The 18,060-nt window shown below is 62.5% G+C and carries 17 protein-coding genes; 6 read left to right on the forward strand and 11 right to left on the reverse strand.

The window, feature by feature from the left end; translation table 11 throughout:
• Positions 1–7 precede the first annotated feature (7 nt).
• Both LJ738_RS16245 and LJ738_RS16250 read left to right on the forward strand, forming a co-directional pair.
• The gene (locus tag LJ738_RS16245) at positions 8–397 is read left to right on the forward strand and encodes a BlaI/MecI/CopY family transcriptional regulator (protein ID WP_227787442.1); all 390 of its coding nucleotides are present in this window, start codon (positions 8–10) and stop codon (positions 395–397) included.
• Positions 387–1,877: a M56 family metallopeptidase gene (locus tag LJ738_RS16250; RefSeq protein WP_227787443.1), complete on the forward strand. Its 1,491-nt coding sequence runs from the start codon at positions 387–389 to the stop codon at positions 1,875–1,877. The genes LJ738_RS16245 and LJ738_RS16250 overlap by 11 nt, the downstream gene beginning before the upstream one ends.
• A gap of 98 nt (positions 1,878–1,975) precedes the next feature.
• Here LJ738_RS16250 and LJ738_RS16255 read toward each other — a convergent pair whose 3' ends face one another.
• The 5 genes from LJ738_RS16255 to LJ738_RS21535 all read right to left on the reverse strand — a co-directional run bounded on the left by LJ738_RS16255 (position 1,976) and on the right by LJ738_RS21535 (position 7,220).
• The gene (locus LJ738_RS16255) at positions 1,976–3,094 is read right to left on the reverse strand and encodes a glycosyltransferase (RefSeq protein ID WP_227787444.1); all 1,119 of its coding nucleotides are present in this window, start codon (positions 3,092–3,094) and stop codon (positions 1,976–1,978) included.
• Positions 3,091–3,783: a polysaccharide deacetylase family protein gene (locus LJ738_RS16260; protein ID WP_227787445.1), complete on the reverse strand. Its 693-nt coding sequence runs from the start codon at positions 3,781–3,783 to the stop codon at positions 3,091–3,093. The genes LJ738_RS16255 and LJ738_RS16260 overlap by 4 nt, the downstream gene beginning before the upstream one ends.
• Before the next feature lie 5 nt (positions 3,784–3,788).
• Positions 3,789–4,337: a hypothetical protein gene (locus LJ738_RS16265; protein WP_227787446.1), complete on the reverse strand. Its 549-nt coding sequence runs from the start codon at positions 4,335–4,337 to the stop codon at positions 3,789–3,791.
• A gap of 95 nt (positions 4,338–4,432) precedes the next feature.
• Positions 4,433–5,578: a glycosyltransferase family 4 protein gene (locus LJ738_RS16270; RefSeq protein ID WP_227787447.1), complete on the reverse strand. Its 1,146-nt coding sequence runs from the start codon at positions 5,576–5,578 to the stop codon at positions 4,433–4,435.
• A gap of 217 nt (positions 5,579–5,795) precedes the next feature.
• Positions 5,796–7,220 (reverse strand): oligosaccharide flippase family protein, encoded by a 1,425-nt coding sequence (locus LJ738_RS21535; protein WP_227787509.1) that lies wholly within the window; start codon positions 7,218–7,220, stop codon positions 5,796–5,798.
• Positions 7,221–7,407: 187 nt separating this feature from the next.
• Between LJ738_RS21535 and LJ738_RS16280 the strand changes: the two genes are divergently transcribed.
• The 3 genes from LJ738_RS16280 (at position 7,408) to LJ738_RS16290 (ending at position 10,663) form a co-directional block, all read left to right on the forward strand.
• Entirely contained in the window at positions 7,408–8,493 is a 1,086-nt protein-coding gene (locus LJ738_RS16280) for a GumC domain-containing protein (RefSeq protein ID WP_227787448.1), read from the forward strand.
• A gap of 8 nt (positions 8,494–8,501) precedes the next feature.
• A complete protein-coding gene (locus LJ738_RS16285) occupies positions 8,502–9,965 on the forward strand; it encodes an O-antigen ligase family protein (RefSeq protein WP_227787449.1) in 1,464 nt (487 codons plus the stop codon).
• 266 nt (positions 9,966–10,231) lie between these two features.
• Positions 10,232–10,663, forward strand: coding sequence for a hypothetical protein (locus tag LJ738_RS16290; RefSeq protein WP_227787450.1), 432 nt, complete (start codon positions 10,232–10,234; stop codon positions 10,661–10,663).
• A gap of 316 nt (positions 10,664–10,979) precedes the next feature.
• Here the strand turns inward: LJ738_RS16290 and LJ738_RS16295 are convergent, their stop codons facing one another.
• From LJ738_RS16295 to LJ738_RS16305, 3 genes are all read right to left on the reverse strand, one after another.
• The gene (locus tag LJ738_RS16295; RefSeq protein WP_227787451.1) at positions 10,980–11,639 is read right to left on the reverse strand and encodes an alpha/beta hydrolase; all 660 of its coding nucleotides are present in this window, start codon (positions 11,637–11,639) and stop codon (positions 10,980–10,982) included.
• A 5-nt stretch (positions 11,640–11,644) separates the two neighbouring features.
• Positions 11,645–12,583, reverse strand: a complete 939-nt coding sequence (locus tag LJ738_RS16300; RefSeq protein WP_227787452.1) for a ring-cleaving dioxygenase — start codon at positions 12,581–12,583, stop codon at positions 11,645–11,647.
• Between the two features lie 94 nt (positions 12,584–12,677).
• Positions 12,678–13,337: a YceI family protein gene (locus tag LJ738_RS16305; protein ID WP_227787453.1), complete on the reverse strand. Its 660-nt coding sequence runs from the start codon at positions 13,335–13,337 to the stop codon at positions 12,678–12,680.
• Between the two features lie 286 nt (positions 13,338–13,623).
• On the opposite strand from LJ738_RS16305, the gene LJ738_RS21630 reads away from it, so the two are divergent.
• Positions 13,624–13,827, forward strand: coding sequence for a beta-lactamase family protein (locus LJ738_RS21630; protein WP_227787510.1), 204 nt, complete (start codon positions 13,624–13,626; stop codon positions 13,825–13,827).
• Positions 13,828–14,178: 351 nt separating this feature from the next.
• Here the strand turns inward: LJ738_RS21630 and LJ738_RS16315 are convergent, their stop codons facing one another.
• The 3 genes from LJ738_RS16315 to LJ738_RS16325 all read right to left on the reverse strand — a co-directional run bounded on the left by LJ738_RS16315 (position 14,179) and on the right by LJ738_RS16325 (position 17,936).
• Complete coding sequence (locus LJ738_RS16315; RefSeq protein WP_227787454.1) at positions 14,179–14,856, reverse strand: DUF305 domain-containing protein; 678 nt, start codon at positions 14,854–14,856, stop codon at positions 14,179–14,181.
• On the reverse strand, positions 14,853–16,994 hold the full coding sequence (locus LJ738_RS16320) for a heavy metal translocating P-type ATPase (protein WP_227787455.1): 2,142 nt from the start codon (positions 16,992–16,994) through the stop codon (positions 14,853–14,855). Before LJ738_RS16320 ends, LJ738_RS16315 begins: the two co-directional genes overlap by 4 nt.
• Positions 16,995–17,456: 462 nt before the next feature.
• Positions 17,457–17,936, reverse strand: a complete 480-nt coding sequence (locus LJ738_RS16325; protein ID WP_227787456.1) for a hypothetical protein — start codon at positions 17,934–17,936, stop codon at positions 17,457–17,459.
• Positions 17,937–18,060: the final 124 nt, after the last annotated feature.

The raw sequence follows: 18,060 nt of genomic DNA on the forward strand, positions 1-18,060 counted from the left end.
TTGAATCATGGAAGATTTAACCAAGACCGAGGAGCGCATCATGCAGGTGCTGTGGAAGCTGAAGAAGGCTTTCGTGAAAGACGTGATTGAGCACCTACCCGACGAGCCAAAGCCGCCCTACAACACCATTTCGTCGGTGGTGCGCATCCTGGAACGCAAAGGCTACGTGGGCTTCAAAGCCTACGGCAAGACCTACGAGTACTTCCCGCTCATCAGCAAAATGGAGTACCGGGCAGCCAGCCTCAAGCGCATGCTGGCTCAATATTTCGACAATTCCCCCACGGCCCTGGTCTCTTTCATGGTGGAGGAAACCCTGAGCCAGCGAGAAAAGCAGCAGCTGCTCGACCTGCTCCACGATTCCGAAAACCCAACCAAACCCGACGGCGATGCTCACTAGCACCCTCCTGTATCTGGCCGAGGCCAGCTTCTGCCTGGCGGTATTTGCCCTCACCTACCGCCTGCTGCTGGCCCGGCTCACCTACTTCGCCTGGAACCGGGCTTACCTGCTCGGGGCCCTGGCCGCGAGCGTGCTCCTCCCCTTCCTGGCATTTCCCGGGCTGGCCGGGTTTTTAGCTCACTCTGCTGATGCCGCGGCCGGGCAGCCGCTGCCGTTTCGGTTGAGCTGGCAAATGGCCCAAGCTGCCGCCAGTGCCTCGGCTCCCGCGGCTGCTTCGCTAGACATTGTGGAGGTGCTGATGTTCAGCCTACTGGGTATTTACGCACTGGGCGCGCTGTATAAGCTCATTGCCGCCGTTCGCAACCTGCGGGCGCTGGCCGACCTGGCCCGGCGCCACCCCCAAACCAACCTGGGCAGCTTCTCCATCGTGCATCTGCCCGAGCCCAGCCTGCCGGCGTTTTCCTTTGGCCGGCACGTGTTTCTCTCGCCGCTGCACGACAGGTTGAGCGACGCCGAGCGCGAGCAGCTCCTGCTGCACGAGCAAGTGCATGTTCGGCAGCGGCATACCCTGGACTTGCTCGTGGTGGAGGCCCTGGGCGTGGTCTTCTGGTTCAATGGCCTGCTGCCCTACTTCGGCCGGCAGCTCAAGGCGGTGCACGAGTTTCTCGCCGATGAGGCCGTGGCGCGCACGCAGCCCAGCCCCACTACCTACGGCGAGCTGCTGATAAAGCTGGCTTCCCAGCAGCTGCCCTTCGCCCTGGTTCACGCTTTCTCCAACAAACAACTTTTTCTGCGCATCCACATGCTTACCCAACCCAGTTCCCGCCCCATGCAAAAGCTCCGTTTTCTGCTGGTATTGCCCGTATTCGCCTTTGCCTGGGTGGCCACGGCCTGCGCCGGCTCGCCCACGCCGGAGGATGTCCCGGTTGCCACTTCGCCCGCTGATGCGTTCTATTCCTCGCCTTCGGCGCGGCCCATCGGCCGCATCAGCTGGCAGGGCAACACGTACTTATCCACGGCCGAGCTGAGCCAAGCACTGGGCCTGAAACCCGGCGACGCCTACGACTCGCTTGAAGTAGCGCGGCGCCTGAGCTTCGGCACCAGAGGCGGCGACATCACCTCCCGCTACATGGACCACGGCTATCTATTTTTCTCGGTGAGTCCCAAAGCCACGCGCCAGCCAAATGGCACCACCGACCTCGCCTTCACCATTAATGAAGGCCGCAAAGCTGACTTAGGCACCATCATAGTTTCGGGCAATACCAAAACACCGACCACAGCGCTGCTCAACATGATTCCGCTGCGCACCGGCGAGCCATTCAGCCGGGCCAACCTTATCGAAACGCAGCGTATTCTGGCCCAACAGGGGCAGTTTGACCCAGCTAAAATTGGCATCAACCCCAAGCCCGTTATGCGTCCCAACCAGCCCACTGACCTTGTTGATATTGAATTAGTGGTGGTTGAAAAAGCCAAGCCATAGGCTCAGTTACTCCTCCTTGTCTTTCGCCCGACTCAACTGCTCAATGACAGCAGGTTGAGCCGGGTGAATTGCTTTAGTGGGAGCTTTAGCCGCACCAGTTACTCGTAGCGCCGGCCCTTCCAGACCACTGCACCACCCGACACCCGGAACGCTACGAGGCTGATAGTCAACGCCAGGGTATACAACTCAAACAACGGCAGCAGCTGCCAAGGTAAGAGCGCACCGGCCCGGCGATGCGCAAAGTGCGCCAGGGCACCCTGGACCAGCACTTTCAGCCCCCACACGCCAAGCGCCAGCGCCGGCCAGCCCAACGCCGACACGGCCACCAGCGCCGGCCAGAAGCCGCTGAAAAACAACAGCTCCAGCCGCAGGCGCAGCGGCAGCGCCTCCACGCCGCGCAGCCAGCGGCGGCGCTGCTTCATCAGGGCTGGCCACGTGGGGATGGGCAGCGAATCGGCCCGCACTTCTGGGTTGAACACTTGCCGAAAGCTGAAGCCCCGCGCTAGCACGGCCTGGAAAAGGGCGAAATCCTCGGTCACGGAAAAGGGCAGCGCTTCGTAGCCGCCCGTGGCTTCGTAGGCGGCGCGGGTCACCAGCATGTTGTTCCCCATGGCCGTTACGGGCCGGCCCATATCGCTGACCACCTGCACCATGCTGAGCGACAGCAGCCAGTCGATGCCCTGCAGCTGATGAAATAGCCGCGGCCCACTTACGGCCGTGATGCCCGTGACGGTGCCCACGCCCGGTGCCGTATGCGCCAGCAGCGCCGCTATCCAGGTCGGGGGCACGCTGATATCGGCATCAGTGATGAAGAAATAATCGGTGGTGGCGTGGCGGGCCAGGTGCGCCAGCACATTGGCTTTGCCGCGGGCCGCGCCCATTGTGTCGGAGATGGAAACCACCCGAAACTGACCAGCGAAGCCCAGCATGGCAGCCTCGGCCACGGCGACGGTGCGGTCGGTGCTGGCATCGTCCCCCACCAGAATTTCCAGCAGCTCGGGCGGGTAGTGCAGCGCCCGCAGGCTGGCTAGGCAGCGCGGCAAGGCCACTTCTTCGTCGCGCGCCGCAACGAGCACGCTCACGCGGGGCAGCGGCAACGGCAGCAGCCCGGCTGGCGCAGCACCGCGCCGGGAAGCAAAGCGCCCGGCCGTATAAGCCATGCCCAGCAGCCACAGCGCCAGAAAAACCAGGAGGATGCTGAGCAAGAACCCGCTCACAGCGTGAGGAACTGAAAGCCCTGCTCGGCCAGGTGCGCCAGCACCCGCGGCAGCACGAAGCGCAGCCGCGCACTGGCCTTGTGGCTGTCGTGAAATACGAGTATATCGCCGGGCCGCACAGCGGCCAGGGTATAGCGCAGGCAGCTTTCCGGACTCAGGTCGGGGTCGTAGTCGCGGGTGAGCACCGACCACATCACCACCCGATATTCCGGGCGCAGAGCCCGCAGCAAGGGCCAGCTCAGCCGGCCATAAGGCGGCCGGAAAAGTGGAGCTGAAAATGCAGGCACCAGTCCCGTTTCGCCATTCGCATTCAGCCCAATTTCGGCCAAGACCTGCTGGCAGCGGGCCACGTCGGCCAAATATCCGGGGCGGGGTGTGGCCCAGGCGCTGCGGTGGTGGTGGGTATGGTTGGCCACCCGGTGCCCGGCAGCGAAGGCCGCGCTGGCAATGTCGGGGTAGCGCTCCAGGTTTTGGCCCACGCAGAAAAACGTGGCCTGCGCCCGGAAAGCAGCCAGCTGCTCCAGTACCCAAGGCGTTTCGTCGGGAATAGGGCCGTCGTCAAACGTCAGGTACACCACGGGGGCGCCGGTGGGCGTGGTGCTGGGGCCGGTCCATTCGCAGCCGGGCAGCAGGGCATGCAGCAGCCGGGGCGGGCGCGTGAGCAAGGCCGCATCGAGCCGGGAACCCATGCGCATCAGGAGCGCACCACGCGCATAAACGGCACTTCCGTTTCGGGCGGCAGCGGGCCCAGCACCGTGGCCAATGCTTCCAGGAAGGCCGTGAGGGTATTGGGCTGGCCGGCGGCCGGGCCGCGGCCCAGGTGGCGGTGCACTTCGCCGGCCCATTCGCCTACCTCGGTGGGCGTGCCGGCAGGACCGGCCAGGCCCAGGGTAGCTTCCAAGGTGAAGTAGCGGGGGCGTTTTTCTTCGGCTTCGGTTTCGGCCGCGTCCTCATCCTCCTCATACACCAGGGCCGAATAATGCGCCTCCATGGTGGCCTGGGGCGGCGGCAGGTGAAACAGCGCCGTGACCCGCCCAGCTACTTCGTGCCAGCTCAGGCGCAGGCCTTTGGGTGCCACTTTCTCGGCCGGAGCCAGGTTTTCGGCAGCTTTGTCCCACACATAATGCAGCAGCTCACGCGCCAGATAAGGGTCGCTCAGCTCGCGGCGCACCGATGTCGGCCGGCGCCACGCCAGCTGCGGCAGCAGCACATGGGCAAAATTGTAAGGATGCAAACGGGCCATAAGGAAAGGCAAAAGTAACGCTTCGCTTATCTTAATGAGGAACCCTTCGCTCAATGAAGAGTGAGGAATGAAGAATTGGTCGTTGGGCTAATTCCTCATTCTTCATTAAGCGAAGCGTTAACAGCTTCCCATAGTACCTCGGCGCTTCGGGCCCACGAAAAGCGGCTCAGATTCTGATGACCCTGGGTGATGAGTTGCTGGCGCAGCTCCGGCTCCTGCCACAAGCGAGTGAGGCCGCTGGCAATATCTTCCACCTTGTGCGGGTCAACCAGCAGGGCGCCGCCATCGCCGGCCACCTCCGGCATGGAGCTGACGCCAGCCGTGAGCACCGGGCAGCCACTGGCCTGCGCTTCAACGATGGGAATACCAAAGCCTTCGAAATAAGGAACATACACCGTGGCTAGGGCCGCCGCGTAGAGGCTGGCCAATTCCGGGTCGGCTACGCGGCCGGTGAAATGCACTGAGGTCTGGTGGCGCATCCGTTGGTAGGCGTCGAGAATGGGGCCGGCTTTCCAGGCTTTGCGGCCCACGATGAGCAGCTGCGCGGTGGCTACGTCGGGCCCGCCATTTTCCTTGAATGAGTCGAATGCCTGCAGCAAATGGCCCAGGTTTTTGCGCGGCTGCAAGGCGCCCACAAACAAAAAGTACGGCTGGCCGTGACTGAAGCGCCGCCGGGTTTCGCGCTGGGCGGCCTCGGGCTGGGGCTGAAATTGGGTGGCCGGCGCGTTGTACGCCACCCTGATTTTAGCCGGCGCGATGCCATAGGTCTGCACAATGTCGGCCTTGGTGGCTTCCGATACGGCCACTAGTTGCTCGGAGGCCCGCGCAAAGCGGGGCGAGAAAAAGTGGTAGTACTTGCGCTGCAGCAGCCCTACATCGTGCGGATAATGCTCGAAGGCCAGGTCGTGAATGACCGTTACCCGGGGCACGCGGGTGTTGAGGGTCGTAAAGCCGTCGAGGCTGAGAAAGGCCGCCGGCTTGTGGCGGGCCAGCCACTGCGCCACCGCTCCCTCAAACCACGCCACGAACAGCAACGGATGCCGGGCCGGAGGAAACAGCACGTGCGGCACCACATTGGGCCCAAACAGGTAGCGGACGTCAAAAGGCCGGTCGAACAGGAAGTGAAACGTGACCTCGGGGTGCTGCGCCACCAGGTGCCGCAGCGTCTCGTACGTGAAGCGGCCAATGCCTTCCAAGTGGTTGCCCGGCAGTAGGAAACGGGTATTGACAGCGACTTGCACGGAAGCAAAAATGGAATTGAACAAAAAAGCTCCCCTCCTTACCAAGGAGGGGATGTTTCAGCTTGGGCTGAAACGGGGGTGGTTGTGGACGTTGAACGAATTGCAGGAAGTTCAGGGCGAGTCGTTCCGCCATCGTTCAACGATTGCAACCACCCCAGCTCAACTTGGCAGTTGAGCGTCCCCTCCTTACTAAGGAGGGGAGTTGGTTGTTCGGTGTTTACCGCTTCAGGGCCATGATTTCGCTGCGGCGTATCAGCCCCGTCCCCAGCACAATCAGCCCAAAGACAACGGCCATCACTCCAGCTTCGAGCCACCAGTTCAGGGCTTTACTGAAGCCAAACTGCAGCATAAACCACGCCCCGCACAGCAGCCCGAAGGCCAGCAGCAGCCGGGCCAGCAGCCGAAACGGCACGCCCACGCCGGTGCGCTGCGCCACCAGCACCAGGTAGCCCACCGAGACGGCCGCCGCGCACAGCAAGGTATCGAGCGAGGCGGCCACGGCGCCGTAGCGGGGCAGCAAAAACAGGTTCAGGCCAATGTTGAGGAAAATGCTGCCGGCCACCAGCCAGCTCACGGCCCGCTCGTGGGTGGTGCTGGTGAGTAGCGTGCTGTAGATGGCAAAAAAGGCGTGCACCAGCACGTTGATGAATAATATTTTCAGGCACCAGGTCATGCGAGCCACCTCGGCGGGGGTGCTGTGGCTGAACTGCCAGAACAGCACCTCGCCCCGAAACAGCACAAAGGCCACCACAAACAGCAAGGGCAAGGTGAGGACGCGCTGCCCAAACCAGAGCAGCTGGCGTTGGGCCGAAGCATCGCGGGCCACGCTGGCAAACTTGGCAAAAAATAGCGGTAGCACCGTCCAAGCGTACATCATCACGGCATCAACCCAGCGGTAGGCGCCGGCGTAGTAGCCGGCCTCGGTGGGCGAGGCCAGGCGCTCGAGCATCACCATGTCGATGCGCTCGTTCACGCCGTAGAGCAGGGTCATGAGGGCGAAGGGCAGGCTGGCGCGCAGGGCCGTGCTGGCCACGTGGCTCTGCCAGCGGTACTTCACGCGGCCAAACAGGCGCGTCATCAGCCCATAGAGCACCACCGTGGTGAAGGCCGCCGCGCCCAGCCGCGCGCCCACGTAGCGCGGCAGCGTGAGGCCCACCGGCAGGAGCACCAGCACGGCGCCCAGCAGCACAAACTTCTCCACTACCGAGAGCACCGCATCGGTATTGAACTTCTGGTGGGCCTGCAGGGTGCCCCTTAGAAACTGCCCGTACTGCGTGAGTAGCAGGGCAATGCCAATTGCGGCCAGCAGCACCAACTCCGAGCCGCGGTAGCCCAGCACCCAGCCCACGCCCAGCATGGCGGCCAGCGCCACGACGTTGAGGGCACCGCGCAGGGGCAGCAGCGTGGGAAAGGTCTCGGCCATGAATGTGGGCTCGGCGGCCACGCGCTGCACGGAGTAGGGCGTGAGGCCGAGGTCGGACAGGGCAGCCACCACCAGTGTGAGGGCCGAGAGCGCCGTGATGAGGCCAAACGTGGCATGGCCGAGCCGGTCCTGCACCAGGTTTTCAACCACCACCCAGCCGGGTTTTACCAGCAGGTTGAGCAGGACGACGAAGCTGATATTGCCAAAAAACCGTTTGATGCCGACGAGGGTGCTAAAACCGAGAGAAAATAACCTGCGCCGTGCGCCAGAATCGCAAAGCTACGCACCGCGCCGGGCCAGCCGCGCATGGGGGCGCACGGGGCCTTTTTCCGGCTATCTTTGCTCGCCCCTCCCCCGCTCCGCGCCCAATAATTAGGCAGGCGGGGCAAGCGGCTTTCTTCATTGTATGTCTGCACCTTCTTTCTCGCTGGTGGGCCTGGGCCCCATTATCAACCGCTGGAAGTACTTCGTGGCCGGGGCCGTGGCGTTGGCCGCGGTGGTGAGCATTGTGGTGGCGCTGCTGCTGCCCAACATTTACCGCTCCACGGCCATCTTCATCCCCACCAACCCACAGACGGCCGACCCCGACCGCCTGCTCGAGGACAACGTGGAAGTGCGCAGCAAGCTGGAGCTGGGCGGCCGGGCCGAAGACCTGGACCGCGCCATCACCATCGGCGAGTCGCAGCCGGTGGCCGAGCAGATTATCCGCAAGTTTGACCTTTATAAGCACTACAAGGCCGGCACGCCCGGCGACGATGCCAGCGACAACTACGTGCTGAGCGAGTTCAACAGCAACCTCAGCATTGTGCACAACGAGCGCGACGCCATTGAGCTGGCGTTCATGGACAAAGACAAAAACCTGGCGGCGGCCGTGGCCAATGCCATGGTGCACGTCATCGACTCGGTGAACCAGCAGCTCACCCTGGAAAACCGCCGCACCGTGCTCGACCTGTACCGCCAGCGCTACGAATACCTGAGCACCAGCTTCGAGCGCAGCCGCCGCGAGCTGGTAGGGGCGCGCCGCCGCTACGGCATCTACGGCCTCGAGATGCAGGGACGCTACCTGGCCAAGCAACTCATCGAAACCGAGGCGGCGCTGCGCAAGGCCGAGGGCAGCGGCGGCGACGTAGTCGGGCTTAAGCGCGTGCTGCGCGGCCTCACCCGCGCCGATGGCGGCAACCTGCTCAACTTGGAAAACTACGTGCGCGGCACCGACTCGGTGACCATGTTCACGACCCGCGTCACCGACCTGCAAACCCGCCTCATCGCGGCCCGCTCGGCCTACGAAACCGCCGAGTTGAGTATTAAAGGCCGGATATCCAGCGTATACCTGGTACAGAAAGCCTACCCGGCCACCAAGAAGGCCAAGCCCGTGCGCTCGCTCATCGTGCTGGGCTCGGTGCTGCTCACGTTCGTGCTGTCGGTAGTCTTCATTGCGCTGCTGGAGCTGTACCGGTACAACCGGCCCCGGGTGGTGGCCCAACCGGCGTGAACCCGCCCATGACCGAGCTGCTGCACCGGCTTCGGCGGACTTTCGAGGGCCCGCAGCTGCTCTTCATGGGCTTTGTGCTGCTGCTGCTGGCCGGCGGCGCGGCGGCCGCGCTCCGGCAGCAGCCGGCCCTGCTGCTGCCGGGGCTGCTGACGGTGGGCGCGCTGGTGGCGCTGGTGGAGTGGCGCATCCTGTACTACCTGCTGTTTCTGCTGCTGCCTTTCTCCGAAGAAATCGGCTTGTTTGGCAGCCTAAGCATGGACGTGCCCTCCGAGCCGCTGATGCTGGCCCTCACGGCCTGTGTGGGGCTGGCGCTGCTGCTGCGCACGGGGCATCTGCCGCGGCGCGAGTGGATGCATCCACTGATTATTATTCTGGCGCTGATGCTCTTGTGGACGGCCACCGACACGGTTTTTTCGGTCGACAAGGTGAAGTCCGTGAAGTACCTGCTGGCGAAGGTGTGGTACATCACGCCGTTTTTGCTGGGCACCCTGCTCATCGTGCGGCGGCCCAACGACACCTGGCGCTTTGCCGCCCTGTATGCCACCGGCGCCTGCCTGAGCGTGCTTTACGTGGCCAGCCGCCACGCCACCAAAGGCTTCAGCTTCGAGGGCATCAACTGGGCAGTGCACCCGTTTTTTCGCAACCACGTCATCTACGCTACCATGCTGGCGCTACTGGTGCCGTTTGCGTGGTTGGCCATGCGGGCGGCCCACACCGCCGGCCGACGCCTGGCTTGGCGGGTGGTGCTGGGCATTTTGCTCTTTGGGCTGTTCACTTCCTATACCCGGGCGTCGATGCTGTCACTGCCCATTGCTGGGCTGTTTTATGTGGCAATGCGTCTGCGCCTCACGCGGATGCTGCTGCTGGGCGTGGCCCTGAGCGCCACCGTGACGGTGAGCTACTTTGCCCGGGGCTACCACTTCATGGAGTACGCGCCCGACTACGAGCACACCGTGTTCAATGGCCACAACTTCGAGAAGCACCTCGAGGCCACCTACAAGCTGCAGGACGTATCGGGCATGGAGCGGGTGTACCGCTGGATAGCGGCCGCCCGCATGATAGCCGATAAGCCACTGGTGGGCAGCGGGGCCGCCACCTTCTACCCCGAATACAAGCGCTACACGGTGAAAAGCTTCCGCACCTACGTGAGCGACAACCCCGAAAAATCGACTACCCACAACTACTTCCTGCTGCAGCTGGCCGAGCAAGGCATCCCCGGGTTTATGCTGTTCGTCATCCTTATCTCCACGGCGTTGCTGCAGGCCGAGCGGCTCTACCACCGAGCTCAGCACCAGCCCGAAGTGCGCCGCGTGGTGCTGGCCAGCTCGCTCTCCCTGGTCATCATCATCTTCCACCTCACCCTCAACGAGCTGGTGGAAGCCGACAAAATTGGGTCAGTATTTTTTGTATGCCTGGCCCTACTTATCCGGGCTAAATCCTGGTTAGCTAATGGTAATGAAGCGAATAGCTGATTATGGATATGCTGTTGTACTAAGTTCCCCAGAAATCACTTTACCAAAGAAGTTCTACCGAATAGGCCTTGGAATACGGGCGGGCTCCCACCCGCCCGACTGATATGCCCAGCGTGATATTTTTCTGCGGCCGCTCCCTGTTTGCACCCGCATTTCCTGACCCTGCTGGACAAGTTAGACGGTTGGCAGTCCGCGAAAGAAGAAAATACCCCCGTATTTGTTAAGTCCTGTTACTTTCTCTGGTGCAACGTTAGCCGGTTCTAAAAATGCAGTACGCCCTTTTCCTTGTTTGGTCTTGGGTGGGTGAGGCCTTTGCCACCCTGCCTCCCGCTCCCTCATGCCAATTGCAGGCGGTCCTCACCACCGTGCTGAACGCCACGAGTCTAGGCCCCTTTTTGGGTCATTACCTCTGTCACCAGCCAGTTTATTTTCGCTTCGTGCCATCCACAGACAGTGAAGCTCCGGCCTTGCGCGGCATGAATAAGCTGACGCTGCGGGTCCGACAGTGTCCTACTTTGATTTACAACACGAGGCTTGAGGAGCGTCGCTACCCCGTCGTCACGGTGCAAGTGCTGCAATTGGCCCCGGACTCAGCCCGGGTCCGAATCGGCCTGCCCATTGAAGGGGTTGTCGGGCAATTTACACTCCGCAAGGCCGGGGCGTGGGCCATTCGCACAGAAGAGGTGGCCGAGATATAAGCCCTATCGGAATGAGCAATGGCGTTATATGGAAGTAAAGCTTCCTTTGAATGAACCGCTTTTAGTAGAGCTGGCGCACCCTGCCACGTACTCTACAGACCAGATTGAGTTCAAGATACTGGTTCACGAATTACTGTTCACGAAACGCCTACAGGAGATAAACTTTGTGAACTTCTTACACCTCGCCACAGGTAGCGCTCTTGCACCCTGGCCCAACGCAAACCCAGCCGCCCTGTTAGCAACACCCAGGCAATAGGCCTCCAGTCCGCCCATGAGCTTGGGCAGGAAAAGCTTGGCTCTCCGCTACCCCATGGACTTAGCGAGCAGGGTTTGGGGCCGCCGACGCAGCGAAGTGCTGGCGAAACCAAGCGATGCCCCCGTCCACGTCGGCTGGGGTAAGGTTGTGGCCGGCGGGCGTGTCTTGGCGGGTAAGCTGAAAGCCGGCGGCGGATAGCAACGCCGCGTAACGCTCGGTGGCCGCGGGGTCCACCGTGGGGTCCCGACTGCCCGGGTTGAAAAACACCGGGGGCCGGCGCGTGGTGTGCACCGCCGGCACGTCGCGGGTGAGCGGCTGCATAGGGCGCCAGAGCACGGCACCGGCCAGCAGCTCGGGGTAGAGCAGCAGCAGGCTGCCGGCAATGTTGGCGCCGTTGGAGTAGCCCACGGCCACGACCTGCGTCGCATCGAAACCCTCTTTCTGGCTGACCTGCGCCAGGAAGGCGGCCAGCTCGTGGGTGCGAAAGCGCACGTCGTCTTCGTCGAACACGCCCATGCCCAGGCGACGAAAGAAGCGGGGCATGCCGCCTTCCGACACATTGCCGCGCACGCTCAGCACGTTTACGCCGGGCCCGAAGCCCTGAGCCAGCGGCAGCAAGTCGCGCTCGTCGCCACCGGTGCCGTGGAGCAGCAGCACCGTAACGCCCGTGGGGGTAGAGGTAGCCGCTTGATAGATATAGTGCAGGGGTTGGTAGTTCATCGAACTTAGAGGACGAGTTTGGGCAGGCGTTTTTCGAGCTGCGGGCGCAGCGGCTCGTGTTGTTTGGGCAGCATCAGGCCAGTGCCGAGTTGAGCCAGCGGCTCGTCTACGGTGAAGCCGGGGTTGTCGGTGGCCACTTCAAACAGCACCCCACCCGGCTCGCGGAAGTAGATGGCGTGGAAGTAGTCGCGGTCAATCTGCGGGGTCACGTTGAAGCCCTTGGCGGCAATCTTCTGGCGAAAGTGCAGGTGGGCCGCATCGTCCTTCACGCGGAAGGCCACGTGGTGCACCGAACCAGCCGCGACGTGGCCGCGCGGTTCACCGGGCACTTCCACCAGGTCCACGAGCGCGGCGCCTTCCACCGTGTCGGTGGCGAAGCGGTAGCGGTTCACGTGCTGGTCGATGAGCTTATAGCCGAAAATATCGGTCAGCACATCGGCCGTGCCCTTGATGTTGGCCAGCGTCAGCGTAATGTGGTGGAAGCCTTTGGTGGCCACGTCGGCCCCCACTTCGGCCGTGGTCCAGGGCGTGCGCGGGTCGGGCGTCTTGGACACCACCAGCTCCAGCTTCAGGCCATCGGGGTCGAGCACGGTCAGGTATTGCTCGCCGAACTTCTCGCTCGGCTTGTTGTAGGTGATGCCGTGGTCCTGGAAGCGCTTGAGCCAAAAATCCAGGCTGCCCGCGGGCACGGAGTAGCCGATTTCGGTGGTTTGGCCCGTGCCGCGACGCCCCGGTCCAATGCCTTCCCAGGGGAAGAAGGTCAGGATGGTGCCCGCCGAGCCGGCCTCGTCCCCGTAATACAGGTGGTAGGTGCCGGGGTCGTCGAAGTTGACGGTCTTTTTCACAAAGCGCAGGCCCAGGACTTTGGTGTAGAAGTCCAGGTTGCGCTGGGCGCTATCGGTGATGGCCGTGATGTGGTGCAAACCTAAAATGCGGGGTTCCATGGCTGGGAAATGAAAAGCTGTGAAAGAAAGTAATTAAGAGTGGTACCGGAGGCTGCTGACGTAACGCGCCTCAGATGACCCGGTTGCGGGCGGATTAGCGCGTGGCGACGCCGTTGGCTTTGGCAATGACGTTGAAGGACAACGCGAAGGTGTCATCAACGGCTTTGTCGGCTGCGGCGCCGAACAAGGTCGAGCCAAACGTAACATCGTACTTGGTGCGGTCGATGCTGGCCGTGCCGGAAGCAGCGGCGATGCCGTTTTTCACACTTACTTTGGCCGGGAAGCTGAGCGGGTTGGTTTTGCCTTTGATGGTCAGGTTGCCGGTGATGGTGGCGTTGTTGCCGGTGGCGTCACCCTTCAGGGGCTTGATGCTGGTGATGACGAAGGTGGCCGTTGGGTTCTTCTCCACCCCGAAGAAATCGTCCGATTTGAGGTGGCCCACCAGCTTGGCGTTGTAGTCGGCGTCTGTGAGGTCGGTGTTTTTGATGGAGGTCATGTCCACGACGAACGTGCCGCCGGTAATCTGCGTGCCTTTCACCAGCACCTGGCCGCCTTTCAGGTTGATGGTGCCGGAGTGTTGGCCGCCTATTTTCTTGCCCGTCCAGCCGATGGTGCTCAGCTGGGGCTGCACTTGGTAGGAGGCTACCGCAGCAGTTGCAGCAACGCGGGTGGTGGGCTCAGGGCGAGCAGTGGAGTGAGCCGTGGCAGACAAAACGGTGGCAGCCAGCAGCAGGGGCATCAGGAGCTTTTTCATGGGATAATTTGAGCTGTTATTCGATGTATATACATCAAATGTACGTACATGATTCAATTGCTGACAACTATTTTCCTAGCCACCAAGGCACACAGTAACCAAGCCATTGATTAACATCTTTTTAATTTTAACGGGTATCGAATAAAGGCTACCCTACTCATTAGGCATTCCTCCTAAGAGGCCAGACAGTATCGGTCAATGGCGGGCGAAAAATGTGGTTGGCTCAACTGCAGGCAGGTCGGGGAAAACCTGTTATTGGCGAAGAAGTACACCTTCGTAGTGCCGTATTTGGCCTGGGCGCGGGGGTGCTCGGCAGGCCCACCGGAGCTTTGAGCAACTCGTCCGCCAGCGCATCTGCCGCCCCTTGGGCATGCGCGAAACGTACCTGGAGCTGCCCCCCTCCGCCCCCGCTTGGCACCAGGCTAAACTGCAAAAGGCGAGCCCACCCCCGTGTGGCACCTCGCGGCTCTGGAGGGCTCGGGGGCCCTGAAATCGACGCTGAACGACATGGTGCGCTATACCCAACCCCTGTTGGGCCAGTTTCGCCCCCTTGGCCAAAGCCATTGAACTCACGCACCAAGAAACGTTTCGTAGCCCGGACAACGCCCTCGGGCTGGGGCGCATCGCCCGTTGCCGCGACCGGCCGTACTGGCACCATTCCGCGGAACGGGCGTGGCCCGTTCGTTTGTCGGCTTCGACGCGCAGCGGCAATTGGGCGTGGTCATTCTCTGCGGCCGACCACGTGACGGCCATCGGGCAAGCGCTTTTGGAAAGGTAAAGCGTGTACTGGCTCACTTAAACGGCAGGCAGTGCTGACGTCATGGGGAAGAAGCGAAAACAGTTATCGGGTTGAGGCAGCCGCTCGGACCTTTAGCCAGCGCTGGTACTGCTTGATTTCGGCTTGCTCGTCGCGGACAATGCGGCGGGCGGCATCTTTCAGCTCGGCGTCTTTGCCGAAGGCCAGCTCCACCTGGGCCAGGGCCACGCCGGTTTGGTGGTGCACTTGCATCAGGGTGGCAAAATCCGAATCTAGGGGGCCCGGAGTGGGAGGCAGTTGGCGCAGGGGTGCCAGGGCCGCAGCAATGCGCCGCACGAATGGGTCCTTGGTATTGCCGGGGCGGTATTCCTGGCCCTTGGGCGGCTGCCTGGTGAGGGCCAGGGTGAGGACGTGGTTGTCGCGCGCGTGGCCTTTGAGCACGTGCTGGGCCAGGTCGCGCAGCGTGGCGTCTTTGCCCTGGGCAATTTCCACGGCGGCCAGGCGCTGGGCCCCGGCGTGGTGCACGGTCATGAGGCGGGCAAAGTCCTCGTCCCAACAGCCGTCGCGGTGCACGGTGTCGAGCTGCTGCGCCAGCCGCTGCAGGGTGTCGCGCAGGCTGGGCGGGGCGGCCACGGAGGCCGGTTTGGGCTGGCCAGCGGGGGCTTCTTGCTTGTGGGCGTTGGTGTCGGGCTTGGAATTACAGCCCGTGAATGCCAGACTGGAACCCAAGAGCAGCGCGGCGGGTACGAGATGGTATCTCATGTCCTGGAGGTGAAGTCCATGCGCTGGATGCGCACGGCGTTGAGGATGGCGAGCAGGGCGACGCCCACATCGGCGAATACGGCTTCCCACATGGTAGCCAGGCCGCCGGCGCCGAGGGCTAGCACCACGGCTTTCACGGCGAAGGCCAGCCAGATGTTCTGCCAGACCACGCCGTGCGTGGCCACGGCGATGCGGCGGGCGGTGGCAATCTTGCTCGGGTGGTCGGTTTGGATGACGACGTCGGCCGTTTCGATGGTGGCGTCGGAGCCGAGGCCGCCCATGGCAATGCCGACGTCGGCCAGCGCCACCACGGGGGCATCGTTCACGCCGTCGCCGACGAAGGCCAGGCGATGGCCGGCAGCCTTCAGCCGCTCGACGTGGGCGGCTTTGTACTCGGGCAGCAGCCCACCGTGGGCTTCGGTGATGCCCAGGGTCTGGGCCACGCGCTGCACGATGCTGTCTTTGTCGCCGGAGAGCATAACGATGGTGTTGATGCCCTGGGCTTTGAGCTCGCGCACAGCCTGGGCAGCATCTTCTTTGATTTCGTCGGCCACGGTGAGGTAGCCGGCATATTGGTTGCCCACGGCCACGACCACAATGCTGTCGACCATCTGGTCGATTTCGGCGGGGTACGCGACGTTGAATTTCTTCAGCAGTTTGGTGTTGCCGGCCAGCACCTCGTGTCCGTCGACGCGGCCGCGCAGGCCGTGGCCGGAAATTTCCTCGACGTTTCCAACGGCAAGGGCCGGGTCGGTGGGCTGGACGTACTGCACCAGCGCCTGGGCGATGGGGTGTGTGGACTTGGCTTCGAGGGCCGCCGCCAGGGCCGTGAACCGGCCTTCGGTCTGGCCGGGGGCGGTGACGACCTGCTGCACGGCGAACACGCCCTTGGTGAGGGTGCCGGTTTTGTCCAGCACCACGGTGTCAATCTCGCGCAGGACGTCGAGAAAATTGGAGCCTTTGAATAGTACGCCCGCTTTGGAGGCAGCGCCGATGCCGCCGAAGTAGCCCAACGGAATGCTGATGACCAGGGCGCAGGGGCAAGAAATCACCAGGAACACCAAGGCCCGGTAGAGCCAGTCGCGGAGCACATACTCGTCCACGAAGAAGTAGGGCAGGAAGGTGAGCAGCAGCGCCAGGGCCACCACGATGGGCGTGTAGATACGGGCGAAAGTGGTGATGAACTGCTGGGTCTTGGCTTTGCGGCCCACCGCGTCCTGCACCATCACCAGAATCTTGCTCAGCTTGGTGTCTTTAAAGGCGGCGGTGACGGCAATCTGGCTCAGCGTGTCCTGGTTTATCATGCCGGCCAGCACAGTTTCGCCCATCTGCTTGGTTTGGGGCACGGACTCGCCGGTGAGGGCGGCCGTGTTGAAGGTGCCGCGCTCGGACTGCAGGGTGCCGTCAAGGGCCACTTTCTCACCGGGCTTTACTTCGATGACATCTCCTACTACTACCTCTTTGGGGTCGAGCACGAGACGTTGGCCGCCGCGCAGCACGCCTACTTCGGTAGCCTGGATTTCGAGCAGGGCCTGGATGCTGCGCTTGGCGCGGTTCACGGCCGCGTCCTGAAACAGCTCGCCCACAGTATAAAAGAGCATCACGGCCACGCCTTCGGCGTATTCGCCCAGAGCAAACGCGCCAATGGTGGCGATGCCCATGAGCAGGAACTCGTTGAAGACGTTGCCGCTTGGGATGCTTTGGATGGCCGAGCGAATGACCTTCCAGCCCACCAGCAAGTAGGCCACGCCGTACCAAATGGGGCGCACGTAGCCGGTAAAGAAGCTCGCTTGGTAGTAGTCCAGGGCAATGCCGGCCAGCAGGAGCACCAGGCTGATGCCGGGCACCAGGTAGGGATTGGTGCCGGCAGGGCCGTGGTCGTGTTCGTCCTCGCTGCCGTGGTCATGGTCGGCGGGCTCCTCTTTGGCGACATTTCCTTTGTCCGCCACACGATTGCCGGCGGGGTAGTTGTAGCCCGCGTGCTCCGTGTGGTCGTGGCCGGGCACGTCGTGGCCTTCGGGCTTGGTGGCGGCCTCGGGCGTGAGCTGGGCGCGGGTGAGGGCGCCCACGTTTTCGGGCTGCACCTGCTTGGCGGTGTTCAGCTCCTCGTTGAGGTTATTGAATGAAGGGTCGGGCATGGCGTGGATGGGCTATTCTTCCGCTTCGGCATTCTTGAGCTGGCCAAGGAGTGCATACGCACTTTCAATGGAAAAATCGCAACGGTAGGCCTGGTGCGGCGGGCAAGTGGACTTCGATGTAGCCGTCCTCGCTTACACCCCGGGTGACTGGCACCAAGCAGTAGGTGGCGGCACCAGCCTTGGTGGCCGAGTCGGCCGGCGGCCACGAAGATGTAATTCGGGGAGCCGTGCTGCACCACGGCTTTGTCGGGCTGCGTGGGCAGGGCGACGCGGTTGTTTCCGAGGAAGGCCCGCACGAACGTGCCGGGCAATAGCTCCCCGTGGCTGGGCAGTCTACGCAGCTAAGTCTTACATACATAGGCACAACACGAACACTTGAGCTCAAGTAAACGGTGGCTCAGGCAAACGAGGGAATCCCGACCGGTTTTTCTCTCGGCAACCCCTCGCCCGGGAAGGCTTCCGTTAGAACTGTACCGTAGTGAACACGCCGTTCGTGATGGTGGTGTACGGGCCCGGAATTGAGCTACTTGAGGCACTGACCTTCCCGGCGAAGCGACCGGAAAAGCTTCCTTCGCCGGTAGGAGTCAGCGTGAAGCTCGTGCCGGCAAAATTGTACGGCGAGCCATTGCCGCCGGTGTAGACCAACAGGTTGTGCAGTAAGTAGGTGCTGGTCGGGGAGCCGGGCACTTTGTACAGGCTCAGGCGAAGCCGGCCCACTCCCCCAGCGGCCGGAGTCGGCGTCAGGTCGAGGAAATCATAGAACGTGCCGCCAATACTGCCCGCGCTGCGAGTGGCTTTGGCTTGGCAACTGATGGTGGTGCCGTCCAGCTGGAAGCTGCCCGTATTGGGAGCTGGGGATGCCTCTTCTTTCTTCGAGCAACCGAAGGCACTCATTAATAAAGCAGTGGCTACGAAGGGCGTGGCGAGGAGGCGTACGTTCATGACGGGTGGAGGTAGCAGCTGGGGCGCAGCACCGCTAGACGGTTGACTTTGACAAGCTGGCTGGTGACAAGCAAATATAGAAATGCTGTTGTTTACCATTGACAAAAACAAAGGGCAAAGCGGA

Source organism: Hymenobacter plasmatis (assembly GCF_020711255.1).
GTDB lineage: Bacteria > Bacteroidota > Bacteroidia > Cytophagales > Hymenobacteraceae > Hymenobacter.